The organism is Halomicrococcus pelagicus, from assembly GCF_050954125.1.
This window is the reverse complement of the sequence record NZ_JBPBWC010000003.1, coordinates 141588-162346: the sequence shown is the minus strand read 5'-3', so window position 1 is coordinate 162346 and position 20759 is coordinate 141588. Positions and strand designations below refer to the sequence as shown.

Sequence of the window (20759 nt, the reverse complement as noted above, 5' to 3'; positions counted from 1 at the left end):
GCGGCGAACAGCGAGAGGCGACCGCACATGGTGGCGAGAGGGGTGGGAACGCGCATCAGTTCGGCGGTGGCGGGTGCCGGCGAGCGACCGGCCCCCATCCTTTTCTCGCTCTCGACCGAACTTCGGTGGGATGGTTCGATTGGGGTTCACGGGAGACGTGATGCTCGGCAGACTCGTCGACGAGCACCAGCGCCGACGACCGGAAGACGCCGTCTGGGGCGACGTCGTCGACCGTCTGCGCGCGCTCGACGGCCTGTTCGTCAACCTCGAGTGCTGTCTCTCGACGCGCGGGACGCCGTGGACCGAGACCAACCGGGCGTTCCACTTCCGGGCGGACCCGGACTGGGCCGTCCCGGCGCTTTCGGCGGCGGGCGTCGACTACGCGAGCCTCGCCAACAACCACGTGCTGGACTACGGTCGGCCCGCCCTGTCCGACACGCTCGCGTCCCTCGACGACGCCGGAATCGCCCACGCCGGCGCCGGCGAGGACGAGAGCGCGGCGCGCGAACCGGCGGTCGTCGCAGTCGGAGACCGTACCGTCGCCGTCGTCGCGTTCACCGACAACACGCCGGAGTACGCCGCCGGTCCCGGGAAGCCGGGAACCGCGCGCGTTGAGTTCGACGCCGACGACCGGGAGACACGGCGCGCGGTCGGCGACGCGCTCTCCCGCGCCCGCGACGCCGACCCCGACCTGCTCGTCGCCTCGCTGCACTGGGGACCGAACATGCGGGAGGAGCCGCCGCCGGAGTTCCGGTCGTTCGCGCGCTGGCTGGCCGACGAGGGCGTCGACCTGGTCCACGGCCACAGCGCCCACGTCTTCCAGGGCGTAGAGATGGTCGACGGAACGGTCGTGCTGTACGACATCGGCGACTTCGTCGACGACTACGCGGTCGACTCCGACCTGCACAACGACCGGAGTTTCCTCTTCGAGGCGTCCGTCGAGAACGGCGAAATCGACGAGCTTCGGCTCTTCCCCACCGAGATATACGACTACGCGGTGCACGAGGCGGGGTCGGCCGCGGCCGACTGGAGCCGGCGACGGATGCGCCGACTGTCGGCGGCGATGGGGACCGAGTTCGAACGCGAGGGCGAAGAACTCGTGCTGGAGCCGTAGTCGGACGGTGTCGTGGGCTTCTACCCCGGAACGGGAGACCGAGCACCGGCGGGACGGCCGGTCGAAGTTGCCACCGTCCAGCGGCTTTTTCAGCACGGAACGCCTCCACCCGCCCGATGGACCTCTCTCTCTCGAACCCCACCGCGCCGACGCCCGACTGCGCCGACGACGGGGCCTGGCTCGCCTGCATCGACTGCGAGTGGACGGGTGCGCCGTTCGACGAGATTCGCTACCGCTGTCCGGACTGCGAGAGCCTGCTCGAAGTCCGGTACGATGACCACCCCACGCTCGCCGAGTTCGACGCCGACTCGGGCCACGGCGTATGGCGGTACGCCGACGCGCTCCCGGTCGACTCCGGCGTGAGCATCGAGGAGGGCGCCACGCCGCTGTACGAGGTGCCGACCATCGAGGAGGAGGTCGGCGTCGCCGAACTTCGGGTGAAACACGAGGGGATGAACCCGACGGGGAGCTTCAAGGACCGCGGGATGACCGTCGGCGTTCGCGTCGCCGAGCGACTCGGCGTCGACCGCCTCGCCTGCGCGAGCACGGGCAACACGAGCGCCGCCCTCGCGTGCTACGGCGCACGGGCCGGGACCCAGGTGCTCGTCCTGCTGCCCGCGGGGAAGGTCGCCGCCGGCAAGGTCGCGCAGGCCAGCCTCCACGGGGCCAGAATCCTCGAAGTCGACGGCAACTTCGACGACTGCCTCGACGTCGTCGCCGACCTCGCCGACCGCGGGGAGGCGTACCTCCTGAACTCGCTGAACCCCTTCAGGCTGGAGGGCCAGAAGACCATCGGCCTGGAGATGCTCGAAGGGTTCCGCGACCAGACCGGCGACCTGCCGGACCGCATCGTCCTCCCGGTGGGCAACGCCGGCAACACCGCCGCGCTGTACAAGGCGTTCCGCGAACTCGTCGCCGCCGGCGAACTCGCTGTCGACGAGGTGCCGACGCTGACCGGCGTCCAGGCCGAGGGGGCCGCGCCGATGGTCGAGGCGGTCGAGGAGGACCGCGAGACGGTCCGGCGCTGGGCGGACGTGGAGACCCGGGCGACCGCCATCCGCATCGGCAACCCCGTCAACGCCCCGAAGGCGCTGCCCGCGATTCGGGAGACGGGCGGCACCGCCGTCGCCGTCTCCGACGACGAGATAACGGACGCCCAGCGCGCGCTCGCACGCGACGGCGTCGGCGTCGAACCGGCCAGCGCCGCCTCCGTCGCCGGCCTGCGGAAGCTCCGCGACGCGGGCGTCGTCGGGAGCGACGAGCGCGTCGTCTGCCTGACGACCGGCCACCTGCTGAAAGACCCGGACGCCGCGGCCGCCGCCGGTGCCGACCCCGAACCCGTCCCGGCCGACACGGCGGGCGTGCTCGACCACCTCTCCTGACGACCGCACGCGACCGTCGGGAGTCCGACCGCGTCGCCGTCGACGGTCGACCGGCGCTCGACGGGGAACGCGGCGACACCGTGAAGCGACTGGCTCCCGAACCGAGCACGTGAATCGAGAGACGGACGTTCTCGTCGTCGGGGGCGGAGCGACCGGCGTCGGCGTCGCGCGCGACCTCGGTCTGCGCGGCGTCGAGACGGTGGTCGTCGAACGGAACGGACTCACCGGCGGCGCGACCGGAAACACGCACGGGGTCCTGCACAGCGGCGCGCGCTACGCGACGTCGGACCCCGAGAGCGCGAGAGAGTGCATCGCCGAGAACGAGGTCCTGCGGGAGGTCGCCCCGCACTGCATCGACCCGACCGGCGGATTCTTCGCCCAGTTGCCCGAGGACGACGACGGCTACTTCGAGCGGCTGCGCAACCGCTGCCGGGACTGCGGCATCGTCGCGGAGCCGGTCGACGTCGAGTCGGTGCGGCGCGACCGACCGTACCTCTCGCCGGAGACGGAGCGGCTCCTCCGGGTCCCGGACGCAGTCGTCCACCCGTTCCCGCTCGCGGTCGCGAACGCCGTCGACGTGCGGGAACACGGCGGCGCGGTACACACCGATGCCGAGGTCGTCGACCTCCTCGTCGACGGCGGCGAGGTGACCGGCGCGGAGATTCGCCGCCCCGGCGCGACCGGGACGGAGACCGTACGCGCCGACCACGTCGTCAACGCCACCGGCGCGTGGGCGGGCGAGGTGGGGTCGCTGGCAGACGTCGAGATTCCGATGCGGCCCTCGAAGGGAGCCATGGTCGTCGTCGACTACCCGCCGGTCGACGCCGTCGTCAACCGGGCGCGCCCGGCGACGGACGGCGACATCGTCGTGCCCCACGACTCGACCGCCGTCCTCGGCACGACCAGCGAGGCGGTCGACGACCCGGACGAGTACCCGAAAGAGGAGTGGGAGGTCGACCTGCTGGTCGAGAAGGCCGGTGAGATGGTCCCCGACCTGCAGACGGCCCCGGTCGTCCGGTCGTACTGGGGAGTGCGGCCGCTGTTCGGCGGCGAGGCGAGCGAGTTCGAGGCGGGCCGCTCGGTGACCCGCGGCTACACGCTGCTCGACCACGGCGAGCGCGACGGCGTGTCGGGGTTCACGACCATCGTGGGCGGCAAGCTGACGACGTACCGCCTGATGGCGGAGAGCGTCGCCGACCACGTCTGCGAGCGGTTGGGCGTGGACGCGCCGTGCCGAACCGCCGCGGAACCGCTCCCCGGCCGCGACGACCCCGACGCGCTCCGGAGTGCGCTCTCGGAGTTCGAACCGCTGCCGCCGGCCGAGGAGCGGCCGTCCGATGCCCGCCGCAGTTAACGGGTCCGCGCCAGGCCGAGCACGAGCGTCGCGCTGACGAGCAGGCAGGCGAGCAGTCCGGCGAACGCCGTCGTGTAGCCGGCGCGCCCGGCGACGAAGCCGACGTAGGTCGTGCCGAGGCTGCCGATACCGATGTACACCGACCGGGTCGCCCCGAGGTCGCCGCCCATGCTCCCGTCCGGGAACGCGTCCATCAGGTGGGCCTGCATCACCGGCGGGTAGGCCATCAGCCCCGCGGCGAACGCGACGACGCCCGCGCCGACCAGCACGGTGGACGCAGCGGCGAGGACGCCCGCCAGCGCGCCGGCCGCCACCGCGAGCGCGCCGGCCGCGACCACCGGCCGGGAGACGCGGTCGCCGAGCGAGCCGGCGACCGGCTTCACCACCGCGCCCACGACGAACAGCGCGGCGAATCCCCCGCCGGCGAGCGCGGCACCGAACCCCTTCGCGTACTGGAGGAAGGTCGGCAGGAAGCCGGTCACGCCCTGCCAGACGAACGCGTACAGCGAGTAGGCGACGAGCAGCGCCGCCGTCCGGCGGTCGCCGAACCGTTCCGCGGTCGCGGCCAGGTCGGCGCGCACCGTGGAGAGCGCAGCCCGGTCCACCGCGGGCGGCGTGTACGGCTCTCGGTTCCACCGGTGGAGCAGGACCAGCACGAGCGCGAGCACCGCGACGACCGGCACGAACGCGGCCCGCCACGTCGCAACTGCGAGGACGACGACCGCGAGCCCCGCCGCTATCGCGCCGCCGACGTCCCCCGAGGCGGTGTGCAGACCGAACGCCTGCCCGCGGCGGTCGACGAACAGGTCGGAGACGAGCGCGCGGGCCGGCGTCGGGTAGAGGCCGGCGCCGGTCCCCACGAGCGCCGCGCCGACCAGGAAGGCGGGGTAGCCCGGGGCGTTCGCCAGCGCCGCGAAACCGACGACGAGCAGGGTGAGGCCGCCGGCGAGCAGCGTCTTCCGGGAGAGGCGGTCCGAGAGCCGGCCGCTGGGGTACTGGCCGAGCGCGTACAGCCCCCACAGCAGGGTGAGCGCCAGCCCCGCCTCGAACTCCGAGATGGTCAGCCGGTCCATGATGGCGGGGAGCATCGGCGAGAGGACGAGCCGGCCGGTCTGGATGGCGGTCCAACCGAGCGACACCGTCAGCAGGAGTCGGCCCGAGTAGCCCGTCAACAGGCGTTCGCCGCCGCTACCGGGATGGCCGGCGTTCGCATCGTCGCTCTCGACCGCAGCGCCGCCGTTCGCGGCGCGTTCGGCCGAGTCTGCGTCTCCGGCGTCGCTCGTCGGACGCTCGTCACTCGGGTCGTCGTTCGACACGAGTCGGACGATGGACGGGCGGCTACTTGAGTGGTGCTCTCCCGGCGGGACGTGGGCGTATCGGGACCGTTCGAGGGGCGTCGTATCACCACCGCTGGCGCATCGGCAGTCGGACCGCGGGAGCGGACCGCCCGCTCCCGGCGTCGCACCGGGTCTGGTCCCGTCCTCGTTCAAAAAGGTTCGCGACGGCGGGGTCGTCCGGACGAGTCGAGCGGCCGTCGGGAGTCGCGACGGCGAATCGACCGCCGGTCGGCGGTCACCACGGTCGCGAGGCGGCGAGCGGCCTACTCAGTCGAGCATCGACGCCGCCTCGTCGGGCGAGAGCACGCCCTGCTCGACCGCGGTCAGCACGTCGAGGACGCGGTCGTCGCCGGCGTCCGCCTCGTCTTCGTCGTCCCCGCCGTCCTCGTCGACCTCGTCCAGCGTCGTCTTCGTCGACCGACCGGTGAGTTCGGGGAAGTCCGTGCCGTCCGCGAGCGCCGTCTCCTTCTTCACGCGGTAGTTGCCCCCGTCGGTGACGTACAGGTCGGCGGGGTGGAAGAAGTACCAGTCCTCGCGGTCGAACCGGACGCCGATCTTCGGTTTCGCTCCGAAGTTCTGCGAGAAGTAGACGAGCGCCTCGACCTCCTCGCCGGTGAGATAGATGGGGTCGCCCGCGCTCGATTTCGCCTCGATAGCGTAGAAGACGTCGCCGTTGCCGGCGAGCACGTCCGGGAGTTCCCGTTCCGTGGCGCTCCCGCTCGCCGGTGCACGCATGACTGCGAACCCGGCCTCGTCGAGCCGATTGACGAGTTCGCGCTCCCGGCGATCCCCCTTGGCGTTCGACATACCGATACCTCGCCATTCCACCGTTTTAACGCCTGCGTCCGACGGGCGAGAGGCGGCGTGGCCACGTCGCTTTTCGGCGGCAAGTCCGACCACATTAGTTGTGGCAAAAGAGGAGCTCGACGAGCGCATCGCCGACGAGTCGCCCGAACTGACTCAGAAGTCGAAACAGGAGATACTCGCCGAGGAGATACAGGAGGGACTTCGGGAACTAGAGCGGCCGGGCAGCGGTCTGTTCCTCTCGGGGCTGTCGGCCGGACTCGACCTCGGCTTCGGTCCGCTGCTCATGGCGGTGATACTCACGCTCGTCGGCGGAACGTGGGGCGACCCGTTAACGCGCATCGTCGTAGCGAACGCGTACGCGGTCGGCTTCATCTTCGTGATCGGGGGGCGGTCCGAACTGTTCACCGAACACACGACGCGAGCGGCGCTGCCGGCGATCGACGGCCGGGCGTCCGTCGGTCAGGTCGGTCGGCTGTGGGCGCTGGTCTACGGCGGGAACGTCGTCGGCGGCCTGATGTTCGCCGTCTCGATGGTCTACTTCGCCCCGGCCTACGGCATCGCCGACCAGTCGGCGTTCGTCGAAATCGGACGGAACCTCGTCGACCACGTCTGGTGGCTGATACTCGCCGGGGGTGTAACGGCCGGCTGGTTGATGGGACTGCTCTCGTGGCTGCTCACGGCCGCGAAGGGGAGCACTGCTCGCATCATCGTCGTCTGGCTGGTCACCACCAGTATCGGACTCGCCCATCTCCCCCACTCCATCGCCGGCAACATCGAGGTGCTGGCGGCGACGCTCGTCTCCCCGGCGATCGGCGCGGTCGACTATCTCGCCTTCCTCGCACTCGCGACGGCCGGTAACGCGGTCGGTGGCGTGATATTCGTCGCTATCCTGAAGTACGGTCACGTCGTCCGCGGCGGGGAGTGACGGTCGAACGGTCGACGCGGCGTCGCCACCGCCAGCGGCCGATGCGGTCGGTCGCGGCGTCGGGCGTTTCTCACACCCAGGTCAGCGCGCCGTCGAGCGAGAGCGGCACCGACCCCTTCGCGTACCCCTCGACGCGGCCGTCGGGGCGCGCGCGGAACACCACCGCGGGTCGGTGGCGGACTTCGGGTTTCTCGCCGGCGATGGCGGTCCAGTCGTCGTCCCGGAATCCCGAGCAGTCGACGAACAGGACCGCACCGCCGCCGTGTTCGCTGAGCTGACCGTTCGTCTTCGTCTCCGCCGTCTCCCGGAGCGCGGTCACGGGGTTGTCGGCCCCGCGACGGCGCGGCGGGCGCGGACGCGTCGCTTCCACGAGCACGGAGCCGCCGGGCGTCCCCGCGGCCGGGTCGGCCCGGAAGTCCAGCGAGTGACCGGTCGTCACCTCTATCTCGGGCGTCACGTCGTACCCCGCGTCGGTCAGCAGCTTCGCGACGGTGAACTCGCTCATCGCGGAACTCATCCGACTGGGGTCGACGTGCTGGCTCGTCCCGAGCTTCGACGCCATCGTGTACCGGTAGTCGTCCAGCGCGCCGGTCCGGAGGAACCGCTCGTAGAACTCCAGCCCCTCGTCGCGGGTCGCGTCCGGAAAGCCGGCGGCGTGGTCCCGGAAGAAGGTCCGGGTGCTCTCCCGGCCGTCCTTCGAGAGGAACACGGGCAGGAAGAACCAGGAGACGTAGTCGTACTCGGCGAGCCACGGCGACTCGACCGCGAGGTCGGCCAGCAGTTCGCGCTGCGCCCAGCGCGCTATCGGATACGGAACCTCGTCGAACGTGTACTTCGTCGTGCGCCACAGCGCCGAGGGCGTCTCGGTGTTGCCGAGCCAGAACGCCTCCTCGTCGTTCCACGCGAACAGGGCGAAGTCGCCGTTGTCCATCTCGAATCGGCGGGTCCGGTAGCCGTTCGGTCCCGAGTAATGAGGCGTCGGCGAGGCTGCGCCGAGATTCTCGTCGAGGTCGGCGTACACCTCTCGGTCGATGCGGTCGTCGTCCCACCGCTCCGTGGAGCGGCGAAAGCGGAGCGGGCTTGCCACGCGTCGTACTAGCGGTCGGAGATGTTTACGCCTTGTGCTCACCGTACTGTTCGAATCCCGCCGGCGTCTCCCGTGTCTGACGATTTTACAGGCGGTTCGAATGATGTGATTATCCGTTACATTGATGGTCGGTTACCGCCAAGTATGGGTGTGGTTGTCATGTCAATGGGTGCCTATGACGAAGACGAACACGAGCGCCGTGAACGGAAAAACAGCTCCGTGGACGCGAGCTTCGACGACGACCGGTCGAACTACCACGGGACTGTAGAGTACGACTCCGGCGACTCGACCGAGGATCTCCTCGAGCAGTTCGAAGACATCAAGTCCGAGTAACGCAGTTCCGCAGTCGCTCGTCGAAGCGAGCGGACGTTTCGGGTTTTCTCGCCGTCGTCTTCGCGAGCGGATGGCTCGCGGTTCGACGCCGCTACCAGCCAGGCGTCGGCGGTGCGCCGCGGTCGTCCTCGACGCGCTCGGCCGCGTCCGGTCGGGGAGCGTCGCCGCCGTCCTCCAGCGACTCCCACTCGGCGACGGCGCGGCCGGCCCACGAGTCTGCGACCTTCGCGTCGGCGAACGCCGCGGCGAACTGCTCGCGGTCGGTGCTCGTCGTACCGGGGCGGCCCGCGACCGCGGCGGCGACGAACCGCGCACGGTCCTCGCGGGTCAGGTCGTCGGCGAGCAGTCGGGCGAGGACGCCCGCCAGGTCGTCCGGGTCGGGGTAGACGAACACCTTCTCGCCGACCGCCTGCGGACCGAGCAAGAGGCCGGAGAGGTCGTCCGGCGGGTCGTCGTCCAGCAGTCGGTCGCCGCCGAACGTGGCCTCGACGCGTTCGCACTCCGTCGTCGACCCGAGTTCGAGGTTGTGGCCGGGATACTCCGCGCACTCCGTCGGATACTCCGGGCGGTCGTGGATGCGACACTGCAGCGTCGCCGGGTCGAGGAAGACGCAGGTGGGGAGCCAGCGCGGGTCGGTGTCGAACGGCGCGACCGGCTTCGGCGGCTTCCGAAGCCCGAGGAAGAAGACCGGCTTGCCGTCGATGGCGGCCAGTTCGACGCCGTCCACCGTCACGCCGCTCTCGTCGCGCCAGAGTCGGGGCGTTAGCGCGTCCGCCAACCCCGCGTCGAGGAAGTCGCGAGCGTCGCCGCGCGTGAGCGGGACGAGATTGTACGCGTCGTCGAGCGGCGTCCGGGGGCCGCGGCGCTCGTGGTCCGACCGCTCGGACGCGAGCGCGCGCCAGTCGATGCAACAGCCCGCACAGCCCTCGCAGTTCACCTCCATGACTGTCCGCGCTACGCCCCCGACGCGCTTAAGCTGTGGGAGATGGTGGTACGGTGGCGGGCAAGTATATCCGCGTCGATGCCGTGAGACGACGACATGGATTACGAGAGACACCACCGGCCGTCGTTCACGGAACTGGAGCTCACGCTCGACGAGGGAGACGAGGTCCGGACCGAAGCGGGGTCGATGGTCAGCCACTCGGAAGGCGTGACTGTCGAGACGAGGGCCGAAGGGGGGCTGCTATCGTCGCTGAAGCGGTCGGTTCTGGGCGGAGAGTCGTTCTTCGTCAACACGTTCGAGGCCGAGCGTCCGGGAACGCTGACGCTCGCACCAGCACTGCCGGGAGACGTCGTCCAGTACGAACTCCGCGACGAGTCGCTGTTCGTCCAGTCGAGTTCCTTCCTCGCCGCCGAGACGGGCGTCGACCTCGACACGAAGTTCGGCGGAAGCCGGTCGTTCTTCGGCGGCGAGGGACTGTTCCTGCTCGAACTGAGCGGGCGGGGACTGACCTTCCTCTCCAGCTATGGCGCTATCTCGGTCGTGAGCCTCGACCCTGGCGAGCGCCACGTCGTCGACACGGGCCACGTCGTCGCGTTCGAGGACACCGTCGACTTCTCCGTCGAGCGAGTCGGCGGGCTGAAGTCGACGCTGTTCAGCGGCGAAGGGCTGGTCTGCGAGTTCGAGGGACCGGGCAACATCTGGACGCAGTCCCGGAGCACGGACGCGTTCCTGGCGTGGCTCATCCCGAACCTGCCGTCGAACGGGGCCGGGAACGGCTCGGAGTAGCCGACGGGAGCACCGCGCCCGGTAGTGGCGGAAATTGCGCCACGGGCGACGTTTATCTGCCCCGCCGTGTAACCGGAGCGTATGCGAGAGGACTTCCTCCTGCTCAATCCGGGTCCGGTTCCCCTCCGGCAAGACGTCCGTCAGGTGATGAGCGAGCCGATGGTGTCGCATCGCTCGGCCGAGTTCGAGGCGGTGTACGAGCGCGCCCAGGACGCGCTCGACGCCGTCTTCGAGCGGTCGTCGCTCGACGGCACCGCCACGACCGAGGGCGGCACCAGCCTGATACTCAACGGAACGGCGACGATGGCGATGGAAGCCGCGGTCGCCAACCTCGCGGGCGAGGACGACGAGGTCGTCGCGGTCGTCAACGGGAAGTTCGGTCGGCGGTTCAAGCGCATCGCCGACCGCCACGCCGACGTGACGCCGGTCGAGTTCGACTGGGGCCAGTCCGTCGACCCCGACGCGGTCGCCGACGCCGTCTCCGACGACACCACCGTGGTGACGATAGTTCACAACGAGACGAGCACGGGGCTGTTGAACCCCGTCCCGGAGGTGGGCGAGATCGCCGCTGAGCACGACGCCCGCTTCGTCGTCGACGGCGTCACCTCCATCGGCGGCGACGAGTTCCTCGTCGACGAGTGGAACGTCGACGTCGCGATTACGGACGCCCAGAAGTGTCTCGCCGCGCCGCCCGGCCTGAGCGCCCTCTACGCGACGCCGCAGGCCCAGGACGCCTTCGACGGCGACGACGCGCCGTTCTACGAGGACCTGGACTGGCATCTCCGGAAGGCCGACAGTCACCAGACGCCGTTCACGAGCGCCGTCCCGCTGTTCCGCGGGCTGGCGGTCGCCGTCGAGCACATCGTCGACGAGGGGATGCCGGAGCGCATCTCGCGGCACCGCCGCCAGTCGGCGGCCTTCCGCTCTGCGTTCACCGCGATGGGTCTCTCGCCGTTCCCGGAGCGCAACGACGTCTCGGAGTTCTCGAACACCCTCACCGCGATTTCGCTCCCTCAGACCGTCCGCGAGAACCCCGACGCTTTCTTCGACGCCGTCGAGGAGCGCGGCGTGAGCATCAGCGGCGGACAGGCCCACCTGGGCGGCGAGATATTCCGCGTGAGCAACATGGGCAACCTCTCCGACGAGCAGATTCTCCGCGGCGTCCGGACCGTCGGCGAGGCCATGCTCGAAGCCGGCGAGAACGTCGACATCGAGGCTGGGATGGCCAGCGCCCGCGAACGACTGCGGTAGCGTCACGAAACGGCGGTTCTCTGCGTCGCGGGCGACCGCGGGCGTTCCCTTCCAGCGGTCGCTCGCCCGGCGAATCGACCGCCGAGGACCGCGACCGCCGACACGTCTTTGACGGTCGCGGCCGAGAGACGGTGTGATGTACGAACGCATTCTCGTGCCGCTGGACGACAGCGAGGAGTCCGACGCGGTGCTCGACCACGCGCTCGACCTCGCCGAGACCGCCGATGCGCGCGTTCACCTGCTCTCCGTCGTCGACGAGAAGATGATGGCCCGGGACGTGACCGAGGACATCCTCTTCGACCGTCTGGAAGCGGCGGCGGAGGACACCGTCGAAGCGGGGGTGGCGACCGCCGAGGAGCGCGGCATAGACGCCGACGGCGAGGTCGTCCACGGAAAGCCCTATCGCGAGATACTGGCGGCCGCGGAGGACACCGACCTCGTCGTGATCGGCACGCACGGCCGCCGCGGCGTGGACAAACTCCTGCTCGGCAGCGTCTCGGAGAAGGTCGTCCGGGCGAGTCCGACCCCCGTCCTCCTCGTCCCAGTGGGACGGCACGGGGAGTAGGAGCGACGTCGGGGCCCCTGCGGCGTCGGCGGTACGGTTCCGGCGTCGACGGACGTGCGCTCCCGGCCGACGCGTCGTCCTCGCTCGCGTTTTCGTTCGTTCCAGTCGAAACAGAGGGGTGCGTGAGTCGTTCCCACTCCGACTGCTTCGGGTAGCAGTTGGGTATTCTGGCAGTCCGCTTTGCGGAGATTTTTCGCCCACCGCCGGCGAGTTTGGGATTCGTTGACCCACCCCTCCGTTTCGAGTGGAGACGGCGCAGACGGTTCGGCGGCGGCAGAGTTTCGCGTGGGGCGAGCGGTCGACTCCGGACGGCCCGTCGCGGATACCGCGAGGAGCACCCACCGCGCTCGTTCGAAGCAGTCGACGACGGCGGCGTGAGGCGGACGCCCGCCCCGAACGGTGGGTAGCCACAGCGCATAAGTTACGTCCGTGATTACATTCATTCACCTCGGTTATTCCGGCAGAGAGTTGCCGTTCGAGCGACGAAGCCGGGGCGTTCTCCGGTCGGAACGCGACAGCCACTGCTGTCGCTCGACGGTCGCCGCTCGTCAGTCGCTTGCACTGATTCGCCATTTCACACCCTATGGACATATTCCAACGAGACTACGATCTCCGTTCGGTCTTCGGCGTCGATTCGACGATTACCGACTTCTTCGGCAAGTACGGCCTGGCGTTCGTGATGGTCGCCAGTTACTTCGGTTCCGGTTCAGTGTTTATCGCCAGCTCCGCTGGCGTCCGATACGGCTACGCCCTGCTGTGGGCAGTCGTCGGCGCGGTCCTGCTCGGCTACCTCGGGCAGGACATGAGCGCGCGCCTTGGCATCTTCGGCGATTCGCTCGCCGGCTTCGCCCGCGAGAAGCTCGGGCGGACCGGTGCGACCATCCTCATGCTCGCGCTCTCTGTCGGCTGCGTCGCGTGGACGCTCGAACTCACCGCCGCAGTCGGCAAGGGTATCGTCGTCCTCCTCGGCCTCCAGGGCGTCGGCTGGCAGCCGTTCGCCTACCTCACGGGCCTGGCGGCCATGGTCGTCGGCGTCCTGGGGTATGACTGGGTCGAACGCATCATGACGCTGATGATGTTCGGGCTGCTGGTCGCCTACGTCGTCGTCGCGGGCGCGAGCGGCCCCGATCTCGTCGCCGTCGCGCGAGGGTTCGTCCCCGTCGCCGGCGACGTCGGCGGGATGGCGCTCGCGGTGAGCATCCTCGGGACGACCGCCCTCTGGCCCAACTTCTTCCTCGAATCGGAACTCGTCGAGGAGAAGGGATGGACGGACGTCTCGGCCGTGTCGACGATGCGCCGCGACCTCGGCATCGGCTACGCGGTCGGCGGTCTCACCACCGTCGCCATCGTCGTTACCGCGGCCGCCGTCCTGCGCCCCGCGGGCTACACGCAACTGCGGACGTTCCTCACGCCCGGACGGGCGCTGGCGAACGTGCTCGGCGAGTGGGCGATGGCCGTCTTCCTCGTCGGAACGCTCACAGCCGCGTTCAACAGCATCATCCCGATCATGTGGGCCCCGGGCTACATGCTCCGCGAGGCGCTGGGAGAGCGGTACGCCGACAGCCGCCGGGCGTTCGTCGTCATCTACGTCGTCGGCGTCGCGCTCGGCAGCCTCTCCCCGCTGGTCCACCAGTACCTCGGCCTGAGCGTCATCGACATGATCCTGCTCTTCCCGGCGTACAACGGCGTCGTCGGACTCCCGATCACCATCCTGCTGCTGTTCTGGGCGGTCAACGACGACGACGTGATGGGCGGGCACACGAACGGCTGGAAGCTCAACGCCCTCAACAGCGCGCTCATCCTGCTGGCAGTCTACTCGGCCGTCACCGCCGGGCGGACGGTCATCGACGCCATCCTGAGCGGGGGACTGTAGCAGGACATGGTCGCCGGACTCGCCACGCCGACGCTCGTCGCGCTGGTCACCGTCTCGCTGTTCGCCGGCGTCGGCATCACGGCCGTCGGTCCCGGCGGCGTCTTCGTCACCGCGGCGTTGTACGCGCTGACGGCCGCCTCGCCGGGAACCGTCGCCGGCACGGCCAGCGCGACGTTCGTCGCCACGGGACTGCTCGGGAGCGCGGCCTACCTGCGGTCGGGCGAACTCGCCGCCGGCCCCGAGCGCGTCGCCGCGCTCCTGCTCAGCGTCGCAGGCCTCGTCGGCGCGCTGGTCGGCGTTCGCCTCAACGCGCTGGTGTCGGAGCGACTGTTCGGACTGCTCCTCGGTGCCTTCCTCGCACTCACCGGCGTGCTCGTCTGGTACCGCACCCGCACCGACAGGAGGACGGCGAACGGGTTCGACCTCGCCGGCGTCCGCGGACGAACGCTCGTGACCGCCATCGGGTTCGCGGTCGGCGTCCCGAGCGGACTGCTCGGCGTCGGCGGCCCGGTCGTCGCGGTCCCGCTGCTGGTCGCCGCGGGCGTTCCGATGCTCGTCGCCGTGGCGGTCGCGCAGGTCCAGTCGGTGTTCGTCGCCGGGTTCGCGACCGCGGGCTATCTCGTCCGCGGAACGGTCTCGTTCCCCCTGGCCGTCGCCATCGGGGTTCCCCAGCTCGTCGGCGTCGTCGCTGGCTGGCGACTCGCGCAGGCCAGCGACCCCCGTCGGCTCAAGCGGGCGCTGGCGGTCGTCCTCGTCGCGCTCGGCCCGTACCTCGCGCTGACGTAGCGGGACAATGGTGGCCCGCGGAGACCGCTCGGCGGTTCCCGTCTCGCGCACGGCCCGGTCCAGCGTCGCCTCCGGGGGGAACGCTGCGGGACCCGGCGACGGTCAGTCGAAGCGTCCCGTCACCGACCCGCAGTCGAGACAGCGAGTCAGGAGCGCATCGCGGTCGTCCGTCGCCTCTATCTCGTTCGGCGTGCGCTCGCCGCACTCCCCGCAGCGTCGGCGCAGTTCGGTCAGTTCGGAGTCGCGCGGCGCGACGACGCGCTCGTCGGTCTCGTTCACGCCGCGCTGGAACTCGCCGGGACCGAACCGCACGGCCTCGCCGCCGGCCACCGCCACGTCGCCCGCCTCCGTCTCGAACGTGACCGTGCCGGACTGGACGTAGAACACCTCCTCCTGGTCCTCGTGGGCGTAATAGCCGAAGGCGAAGCTGTCGCCCGGTGCGAGTTCGTAGTAGTTGACCGCGACGTCTTCCGCGCCGAGCGCGTCGGTCAGCGGTCGCTTCACGTCCGCCGGCCCCGCGTACGACGACACGTCGTCGATGCGAACCTTCTCCATGCTCCGTGATACCGAGCGCGGCGCGAAAAAACCACCCGTCGACCGTGTCCTCGTCGCCCGGGCGACCCGTCTCGCCGACCGGACGGCGATGTCGTCTCGGTCGCGGCCAGGGTCCGTCGACCGGCCGGCGACGTCGGCGCGACCAACGACGATAGTCCTATTTAAATCCTTCATCGGGGTGAGAGCGAGAATCCGCGAGCGCGCTCCTCTCGCCACCGTTTTTAGCCTTGCCTAAACCTCGCCCGGGGACGATGCATTTAAGTTTGGTCGGGAGGTTTAAGTATCGCTTCCACCTTGGTATGCACAGGTGGTCAACGATGGCTATAGATCCGCAGTTCACCGAAAATCGCGAGAAGGTAGACGAACACGAGGGACACGACGTCTGGGGTCCGGTCGACGAGCCCGAGGAACTGGGCATCCACGGCACCCACGTCGCCGTCGACTTCGACCTCTGTATCGCCGACGGTGCGTGTCTGGAGGACTGTCCCGTCGACGTGTTCGAGTGGGTGGACACCCCCGACCACCCCGAGAGCGAGAAGAAGGCCGACCCGGCCAACGAGGCCCAGTGTATCGACTGCATGCTCTGCGTCGACGTCTGCCCAGTGGACGCCATCGACGTGGACGCCGGCCGCGTCTGATTCGCGCTACTTTTCGCTTCGCCGGTCGCCGCGACCCGATTGGTCAAACGACCGTTTGAGTCTACTGAAAGCCTTTATCTCGCCGGAAAGAGCTATCGCGTATGCGACGCCGTAGACTCCTCGCACTCCTCGGGTCGGGCGCGCTCGCCGGCTGTCTCGGCGACCGCTCGCCCGGGAGTCCCGGCGGAACGACCGCTTCCCCCACCGGGACGGACCGTACGACGACAGACGGAACCTCGACCGGCGACGGAACCGGGACGACCTCCCGGTCGTCCGAGGGCGAACCGCTCGCCGTCCGCGACTCGTGGTTCGAGGGCGAACCCTGCCCCGGGTTCTTCGACGACACCGTCTGCTACCACTCGCTCGAATCCGGCGTTCACGAGACCGCGTACGTCGTCCCCGAACGCGAGGTGCTGGAGCGACCGTCCGACTCGACACGGTTCACGCTGTACAACGGGAGCGACGAGTCGGTGGGGATGAACCCCTTCGCGTGGACCGTCACGAAGCGTCTCGACGACGGATGGGCGTACGTCGCACCCCACGCCGTGCCGCAGCCGTACACCAAGATTCGACCGGGCCAGCGGTTCACGTGGCGGTTCGGCATCGGGGACGCGAACGTCGAGGAGGAGGCGATGGGGAGCACCGCCAGAATCCAGCATCTCGGCCCGGGCGTCTATGCGTTCGCGCACGCCAGCGCGCTCGTCCTGTTCGAGGTGACCGGCGACCCCCTCGCGCTGGAACCGACCGACGTCGCCGCCACGAAGCGCGACGGCGACGTGCTGACGGTGACGACGGGTCGCGCGAAGGAGACCGACGACCCGGAGACGCTCGTCGTAGAGCGGACGACGAACCCCGCCCGTCCGGCGACGCTCGTCACCGAGCAGGTCGTCCAGTCGTACGCGCTCCGGAACGGACTGCCCTACCTCCTCTCCGAGGACGTGACCGAAGTGCGGGTCGAAACGAGCAGCAGCACGTACGCACAGACGGTGCTCGCCAGCGCGTACCGCGACCCGACGACGGACACCGACGCCCCGCCGCAGTCCGGGCGCGTCTACGTCTACGAGGGCGTCGCGTTCAGTGCGACCGAGAAACGGTAGGGTAGGGTTCGGGTTATTCGAGGCGGTCGACGTCGAACTGCTCGCGGAGGGACTCCATCGCCTCCGTCTCCGCTAGCTCTTCGAACTGCTCGCGGAAGTGCTCGTCACAGAGTCCGACCCGGATACCGTCGCTCTCCGGGGCGAACGTCGCGTCCCTGTCGCAGTAGTGACACTGCATGGGAACACGTAGGTGCTCGACCCACCTTAACGCTACGCCCTCGTCGTCCGCCGGAGGCCATCCGTCCCGTCGTCGGGACGCCGGGTCCTCACCCGTTCACCGACACCGCGGACCGGAAGTGGCGGTACTCGGCCTTCGACAGGCCGGCCTTCCCCAGGTCGTCGTCGTGGGCGTCGCTACCGCCGGTCGGAACGAGGTCGTGTTCCGCGATCGCCCGTTCGACCGGCCGGGCGTCGACCTCGCGACCGTAGGGGTAGTAGCGCTCGACGGCGTCGAGTTCGCTCGTCAGTTCCAGCGCCGCGCCCGGGTCGTCGTAGCGAAGCGGGTGCGCGAGGCCGACCAGCCCGCTGGCGTTCGAGAGCAGCTCGACGCCGCGCTCGAACGCCGTCACGTCGCGGGCGACGTAGCAGGGACCGTCGTCGCCAATGAGGTGTTCGAACGCGCCCTCGTAGTCGTGGTCGGTGTCCGGATGGGCGTCGACGGCCCGCGCGACGTGAGGCCGACCGATGCCCTCGCGCGCTTCGAGGTCGAGGTCGACGCCGAGGCGGTCCTCGACGCACTCGATGATGGCCCGACCGCGGTCGACCCGGTCTTCCTGGAGGCGTTCCAGTTCCGCGGCGAGGTCCGGCGTGGGGTAGACGCCGTACGCGAGCAGGTCGACGTGCTCGCCGTGCGGGGCTTCCACCTTGAGTTCGATGCCGTGGACGACCGTCACGCCGTCGAGGACGGTGACGGGCGTCTGGAGGTCGGGGTGGAGCCTGTCGTGGTCCGTGACGGCTACGACCGACACGTCGGCCTCGCGGGCGGCCGCCGGCACCGCGTCGAGGTCCATCGCCCCGTCGGAGTTGGTCGTGTGAACGTGGAGGTCCGCGAAGACGCTCATGCGCTATCTCGTTCGCGTCGCGGCAAGGCGTTTGCGGTGTGCATTAAACACGGTCTAGGGCATTATATTCGACCGTATTCCTAGGCGACAAAGTTTATAATTATCTTTAGCCCTGTTTGTGGTGATGACGCTACAGCAAGCGACCCGGTTGCTCGACGACCACCAATATCCGACCGACACCGAACGACTCGTCGCCGACCACGGCGACCACGAACTCGACCTCCCCAACGGTTCCGAGACGCTCGGGGACGTGTTCGAGCGCGTCGGCCAGGAGACGTACGACTCACCGCGCGAGGCTCGCGAGGCGATGTACTGCGCGCTCTCGAGCAAGGCCGTCGGTCGCCGCCACTACAGCGACCGCGACCCCACGACGCTCGGCACTGCCGGTCCCGGCCAGGTCTCGTTCTGAGTCGGGCGGGTCAGGTGGCCTCCACGACTTCTCTCTGTGCGCGCCCGTGACGCCGGACCACCGCGTCCCGGTCGCGTGCTCGTCGGCCAAGGGCGAAGACGACGAAAGAAGAGCAGGTGGCTCAGTCGACGAGTCGCTCGATCTCCGTGACGAGGATGCCGCTCGCGCCGAGTTCCTTGACCTCGTTGATGGTCTCGAACACGTCGCGCTCGTCGACGACGGTGTGGACAGCGACCTTGTCGCCGCCGGCGATGTCCATCACCGTCGGGCCGCCGAGACCGGGCATCACGTCGCGTATCTCGTCGAGCCGGTCCTCCGGGGCGTTCATCATCAGGTAGCGCTTGCCGTCGGCGGACAGCACCGACCGGAGCGCCATCACGACCTGTTCGACCTTCGGGTCGTCGAGGACGTCGTCGCGACCGAAGAGGTAGACCGAACTCTCCAAGACCTCGTCGACGATGGCGAGGCGGTTCACCTGCAGCGTCGTCCCCGTGCTCGTGATGTCGATGATGGCGTCGGCCATGTCGACGTGGGGCGTGAGTTCCGTCGCGCCGCTCACTTCGACGATGTCCGGGTCGACGCCGGTGTCGGCGAAGTACCGTTCGGCGATGTGGGGGAACTCCGTGGCGACGGTCTTGCCCGCGAGGTCGCCGACGTCGGTGATGTCGCCGTCCTCCGGCGCGGCGAGGACGAGACGACATCGACCGAACTCCAGGTCCAGCAGGTCGGAGACATTGTCGGGGTCGGCTTCACGCACCTGGTCGAGACCGGTGATGCCGACGTCCGCCGCGCCGTCGCTGACGTACTCGGGGATGTCGGACGCGCGAGCGAACAGCAGCGTCACCTCTGGGTCGACCGTGTTCGCGTAGAGCTTGCGGTCAGCACCGTCGACGACATGCAGTCCGGCGTGTTCCAGCAGTTCCATCGACGGGTCGTGCAGCCTGCCCTTGTTGGGGACAGCAATACGCATCGACTGGTTCTCGACGCGCCAGACGGATTATTCTTCCTTTCCCGGCGACGACTGTCACGCCGAGGCACGCCCCACCGTGTCGGGGGAGACTCGGTGGATTAACACTGACGCCGTCACAACCCGTACTCATGACCACGCTCCGAATCGCCGGCGGGAAGGTACTGCTTCCGGACGCGACCGTCGAACGCGGCGACGTGCTGGTCGACCGGGATGACGGCGACGTCCTCGCGGTCGGCGACACGCCGGAGGGCGACGAGCGGCTGGACGCCGAGGACTGTCTGGTGATGCCCGGCCTCGTGAACGCCCACACGCACGCCGCGATGACGCTGCTCCGGGGGTACGCCGACGACAAGCCGCTCGACGCGTGGCTTCGGGAGGACATCTGGCCGGTCGAGGGCGCGTTGACCGCCGAGGACGTCCGCGCCGGGACGGAACTCGCGCTCGCGGAGATGATTCGCTCCGGCACGACCGGGTTCGCGGACATGTACTTCCACGAACCCGAGGTGGTGGCGGCGGTCGAGGCGGCTGGCCTGCGGGCGCGACTCGGCCACGGCGTCGTCACGGTCGGCAAGGACGACGCCGCGGCCCGCGAGGACTTCGAGACCAGCCTCGACTTCGCTCGCGAGTACGACGGGGCCGCCGACGGTCGCGTCTCGACGTTCGTCGCCCCCCACAGCCTCACCACCGTCGGCGACGAGTACCTCCGGGAGTACGTCCCGAAGGCGCGCGAGGCCGGCGTTCCGCTCCACTACCACGCGAACGAGACCGAAGACGAGGTCGCGCCCATCGTCGAGGCGGAAGCCGAGCGCCCGCTCGAACGCGCTCACGACCTCGGCATGACGGCGGCGAACGACTTCGTCGCGCACGGCGTCCACGTCGACGAGACCGAAATCGAGTTGCTCGCCGACAGCGACACGAGCGTCGTCCACTGTCCGGCGTCGAACATGAAACTCGCCAGCGGGATGGCCCCCGTGGAGGCGATGCTCGATGCGGGCGTCTCCGTCGGCCTGGGAACGGACGGCGCGGCCTCGAACAACGACCTCGACATGTTCGACGAGATGCGCGACGCCGCGATGCTCGGGAAACTGGCGGCCGACGACGCCAGCGCGGTCGACGCCGCGTCCGTCGTCGAGATGGCGACCGCGGGCAGCGCCGCCGCGCTCGGCTTCGACGGCGGCCGCATCGAACCGGGCGCGAACGCCGACCTCGCGGTCGTCGACCTCTCGGCGGCCCACCTCACTCCCCACCACGACCTCGTGAGCCACCTCGCGTACGCCGCGCGCGGCAGCGACGTGAGACATACGATCTGTGATGGTACCATCCTCATGCGCGATAGAGATATACTCACTCTCGACGAGAATTCTGTTCGAGAGCGAGCCGAAGAGCGTGCAGAAGCCGCTATCGAGCGAGCTACCGAGTGAGCTCCCCTTCACTCCAGTTCCAATTATACTTATGCTAGACGATAGACGTAACTCGTCCTACATAA

At 69.4% G+C, this 20759-nt stretch carries 22 protein-coding genes; 14 read left to right on the top strand and 8 right to left on the bottom strand.

What is annotated here, in order from left to right:
• Nucleotides 1-130: 130 nt before the first annotated feature.
• The 3 genes from ACRYA2_RS08465 to ACRYA2_RS08455 all read left to right on the top strand — a co-directional run bounded on the left by ACRYA2_RS08465 (nt 131) and on the right by ACRYA2_RS08455 (nt 3850).
• Nucleotides 131-1114, top strand: coding sequence for a CapA family protein (locus ACRYA2_RS08465; protein WP_433626472.1), 984 nt, complete (start codon nt 131-133; stop codon nt 1112-1114).
• Nucleotides 1115-1230: 116 nt separating this feature from the next.
• Nucleotides 1231-2496, top strand: coding sequence for a threonine synthase (gene thrC, locus ACRYA2_RS08460; protein WP_433626469.1), 1266 nt, complete (start codon nt 1231-1233; stop codon nt 2494-2496).
• Between the two features lie 109 nt (nt 2497-2605).
• Nucleotides 2606-3850, top strand: coding sequence for an FAD-dependent oxidoreductase (locus ACRYA2_RS08455; RefSeq protein WP_433626466.1), 1245 nt, complete (start codon nt 2606-2608; stop codon nt 3848-3850).
• Here ACRYA2_RS08455 and ACRYA2_RS08450 read toward each other — a convergent pair.
• Together ACRYA2_RS08450 and hjc are read right to left on the bottom strand one after the other, a co-directional pair.
• Nucleotides 3847-5166, bottom strand: a complete 1320-nt coding sequence (locus ACRYA2_RS08450; RefSeq protein WP_433626464.1) for an MFS transporter — start codon at nt 5164-5166, stop codon at nt 3847-3849. The two genes, ACRYA2_RS08455 and ACRYA2_RS08450, sit on opposite strands and share 4 nt — an antisense overlap.
• A gap of 288 nt (nt 5167-5454) precedes the next feature.
• Complete coding sequence (hjc, locus tag ACRYA2_RS08445) at nt 5455-5994, bottom strand: Holliday junction resolvase Hjc (protein ID WP_433626461.1); 540 nt, start codon at nt 5992-5994, stop codon at nt 5455-5457.
• A gap of 127 nt (nt 5995-6121) precedes the next feature.
• Between hjc and ACRYA2_RS08440 the strand changes: the two genes are divergently transcribed.
• Entirely contained in the window at nt 6122-6919 is a 798-nt protein-coding gene (locus tag ACRYA2_RS08440; protein WP_433627096.1) for a formate/nitrite transporter family protein, read from the top strand.
• Nucleotides 6920-6989: 70 nt separating this feature from the next.
• Here the strand turns inward: ACRYA2_RS08440 and ACRYA2_RS08435 are convergent, their stop codons facing one another.
• Entirely contained in the window at nt 6990-8006 is a 1017-nt protein-coding gene (locus ACRYA2_RS08435; RefSeq protein ID WP_433626458.1) for a DUF5784 family protein, read from the bottom strand.
• A gap of 159 nt (nt 8007-8165) precedes the next feature.
• On the opposite strand from ACRYA2_RS08435, the gene ACRYA2_RS08430 reads away from it, so the two are divergent.
• The gene (locus tag ACRYA2_RS08430) at nt 8166-8339 is read left to right on the top strand and encodes a DUF5786 family protein (protein ID WP_433626455.1); all 174 of its coding nucleotides are present in this window, start codon (nt 8166-8168) and stop codon (nt 8337-8339) included.
• Nucleotides 8340-8430: 91 nt separating this feature from the next.
• Here ACRYA2_RS08430 and ACRYA2_RS08425 read toward each other — a convergent pair whose 3' ends face one another.
• A complete protein-coding gene (locus ACRYA2_RS08425; RefSeq protein ID WP_433626453.1) occupies nt 8431-9282 on the bottom strand; it encodes a YkgJ family cysteine cluster protein in 852 nt (283 codons plus the stop codon).
• A 96-nt stretch (nt 9283-9378) separates the two neighbouring features.
• Between ACRYA2_RS08425 and ACRYA2_RS08420 the strand changes: the two genes are divergently transcribed.
• The 5 genes from ACRYA2_RS08420 (at nt 9379) to ACRYA2_RS08400 (ending at nt 14543) form a co-directional block, all read left to right on the top strand.
• On the top strand, nt 9379-10068 hold the full coding sequence (locus ACRYA2_RS08420; RefSeq protein ID WP_433626451.1) for a TIGR00266 family protein: 690 nt from the start codon (nt 9379-9381) through the stop codon (nt 10066-10068).
• Nucleotides 10069-10149: 81 nt separating this feature from the next.
• Nucleotides 10150-11319: a pyridoxal-phosphate-dependent aminotransferase family protein gene (locus ACRYA2_RS08415; RefSeq protein WP_433626448.1), complete on the top strand. Its 1170-nt coding sequence runs from the start codon at nt 10150-10152 to the stop codon at nt 11317-11319.
• Nucleotides 11320-11455: 136 nt separating this feature from the next.
• Nucleotides 11456-11884 (top strand): universal stress protein, encoded by a 429-nt coding sequence (locus ACRYA2_RS08410; protein WP_433626446.1) that lies wholly within the window; start codon nt 11456-11458, stop codon nt 11882-11884.
• Nucleotides 11885-12467: 583 nt separating this feature from the next.
• Nucleotides 12468-13757 carry an NRAMP family divalent metal transporter gene (locus ACRYA2_RS08405; RefSeq protein WP_433626444.1) on the top strand — a complete coding sequence of 430 codons (1290 nt, stop codon included), beginning with the start codon at nt 12468-12470 and terminating at the stop codon, nt 13755-13757.
• A 6-nt stretch (nt 13758-13763) separates the two neighbouring features.
• The gene (locus ACRYA2_RS08400; RefSeq protein ID WP_433626441.1) at nt 13764-14543 is read left to right on the top strand and encodes a sulfite exporter TauE/SafE family protein; all 780 of its coding nucleotides are present in this window, start codon (nt 13764-13766) and stop codon (nt 14541-14543) included.
• Between the two features lie 102 nt (nt 14544-14645).
• On the opposite strand, the gene ACRYA2_RS08395 is transcribed toward ACRYA2_RS08400, so the two are convergent.
• Nucleotides 14646-15098 (bottom strand): cupin domain-containing protein, encoded by a 453-nt coding sequence (locus tag ACRYA2_RS08395; protein ID WP_433626438.1) that lies wholly within the window; start codon nt 15096-15098, stop codon nt 14646-14648.
• A gap of 317 nt (nt 15099-15415) precedes the next feature.
• Between ACRYA2_RS08395 and ACRYA2_RS08390 the strand changes: the two genes are divergently transcribed.
• Both ACRYA2_RS08390 and ACRYA2_RS08385 read left to right on the top strand, forming a co-directional pair.
• Entirely contained in the window at nt 15416-15736 is a 321-nt protein-coding gene (locus ACRYA2_RS08390) for a 4Fe-4S dicluster domain-containing protein (RefSeq protein ID WP_113274796.1), read from the top strand.
• 101 nt (nt 15737-15837) lie between these two features.
• On the top strand, nt 15838-16833 hold the full coding sequence (locus ACRYA2_RS08385) for a hypothetical protein (protein ID WP_433626435.1): 996 nt from the start codon (nt 15838-15840) through the stop codon (nt 16831-16833).
• A 13-nt stretch (nt 16834-16846) separates the two neighbouring features.
• Here the strand turns inward: ACRYA2_RS08385 and ACRYA2_RS08380 are convergent, their stop codons facing one another.
• A complete protein-coding gene (locus ACRYA2_RS08380) occupies nt 16847-17011 on the bottom strand; it encodes a DUF6757 family protein (protein WP_433626433.1) in 165 nt (54 codons plus the stop codon).
• Nucleotides 17012-17099: 88 nt separating this feature from the next.
• Nucleotides 17100-17894, bottom strand: a complete 795-nt coding sequence (locus tag ACRYA2_RS08375; RefSeq protein WP_433626431.1) for a PHP domain-containing protein — start codon at nt 17892-17894, stop codon at nt 17100-17102.
• A 124-nt stretch (nt 17895-18018) separates the two neighbouring features.
• Between ACRYA2_RS08375 and ACRYA2_RS08370 the strand changes: the two genes are divergently transcribed.
• A complete protein-coding gene (locus tag ACRYA2_RS08370; RefSeq protein WP_433626428.1) occupies nt 18019-18303 on the top strand; it encodes a DUF5789 family protein in 285 nt (94 codons plus the stop codon).
• A 121-nt stretch (nt 18304-18424) separates the two neighbouring features.
• Here ACRYA2_RS08370 and hisG read toward each other — a convergent pair whose 3' ends face one another.
• A complete protein-coding gene (gene hisG / locus ACRYA2_RS08365; RefSeq protein ID WP_433626425.1) occupies nt 18425-19273 on the bottom strand; it encodes an ATP phosphoribosyltransferase in 849 nt (282 codons plus the stop codon).
• A gap of 128 nt (nt 19274-19401) precedes the next feature.
• Between hisG and ACRYA2_RS08360 the strand changes: the two genes are divergently transcribed.
• Complete coding sequence (locus tag ACRYA2_RS08360; protein ID WP_433626422.1) at nt 19402-20694, top strand: amidohydrolase; 1293 nt, start codon at nt 19402-19404, stop codon at nt 20692-20694.
• Nucleotides 20695-20759: the final 65 nt, after the last annotated feature.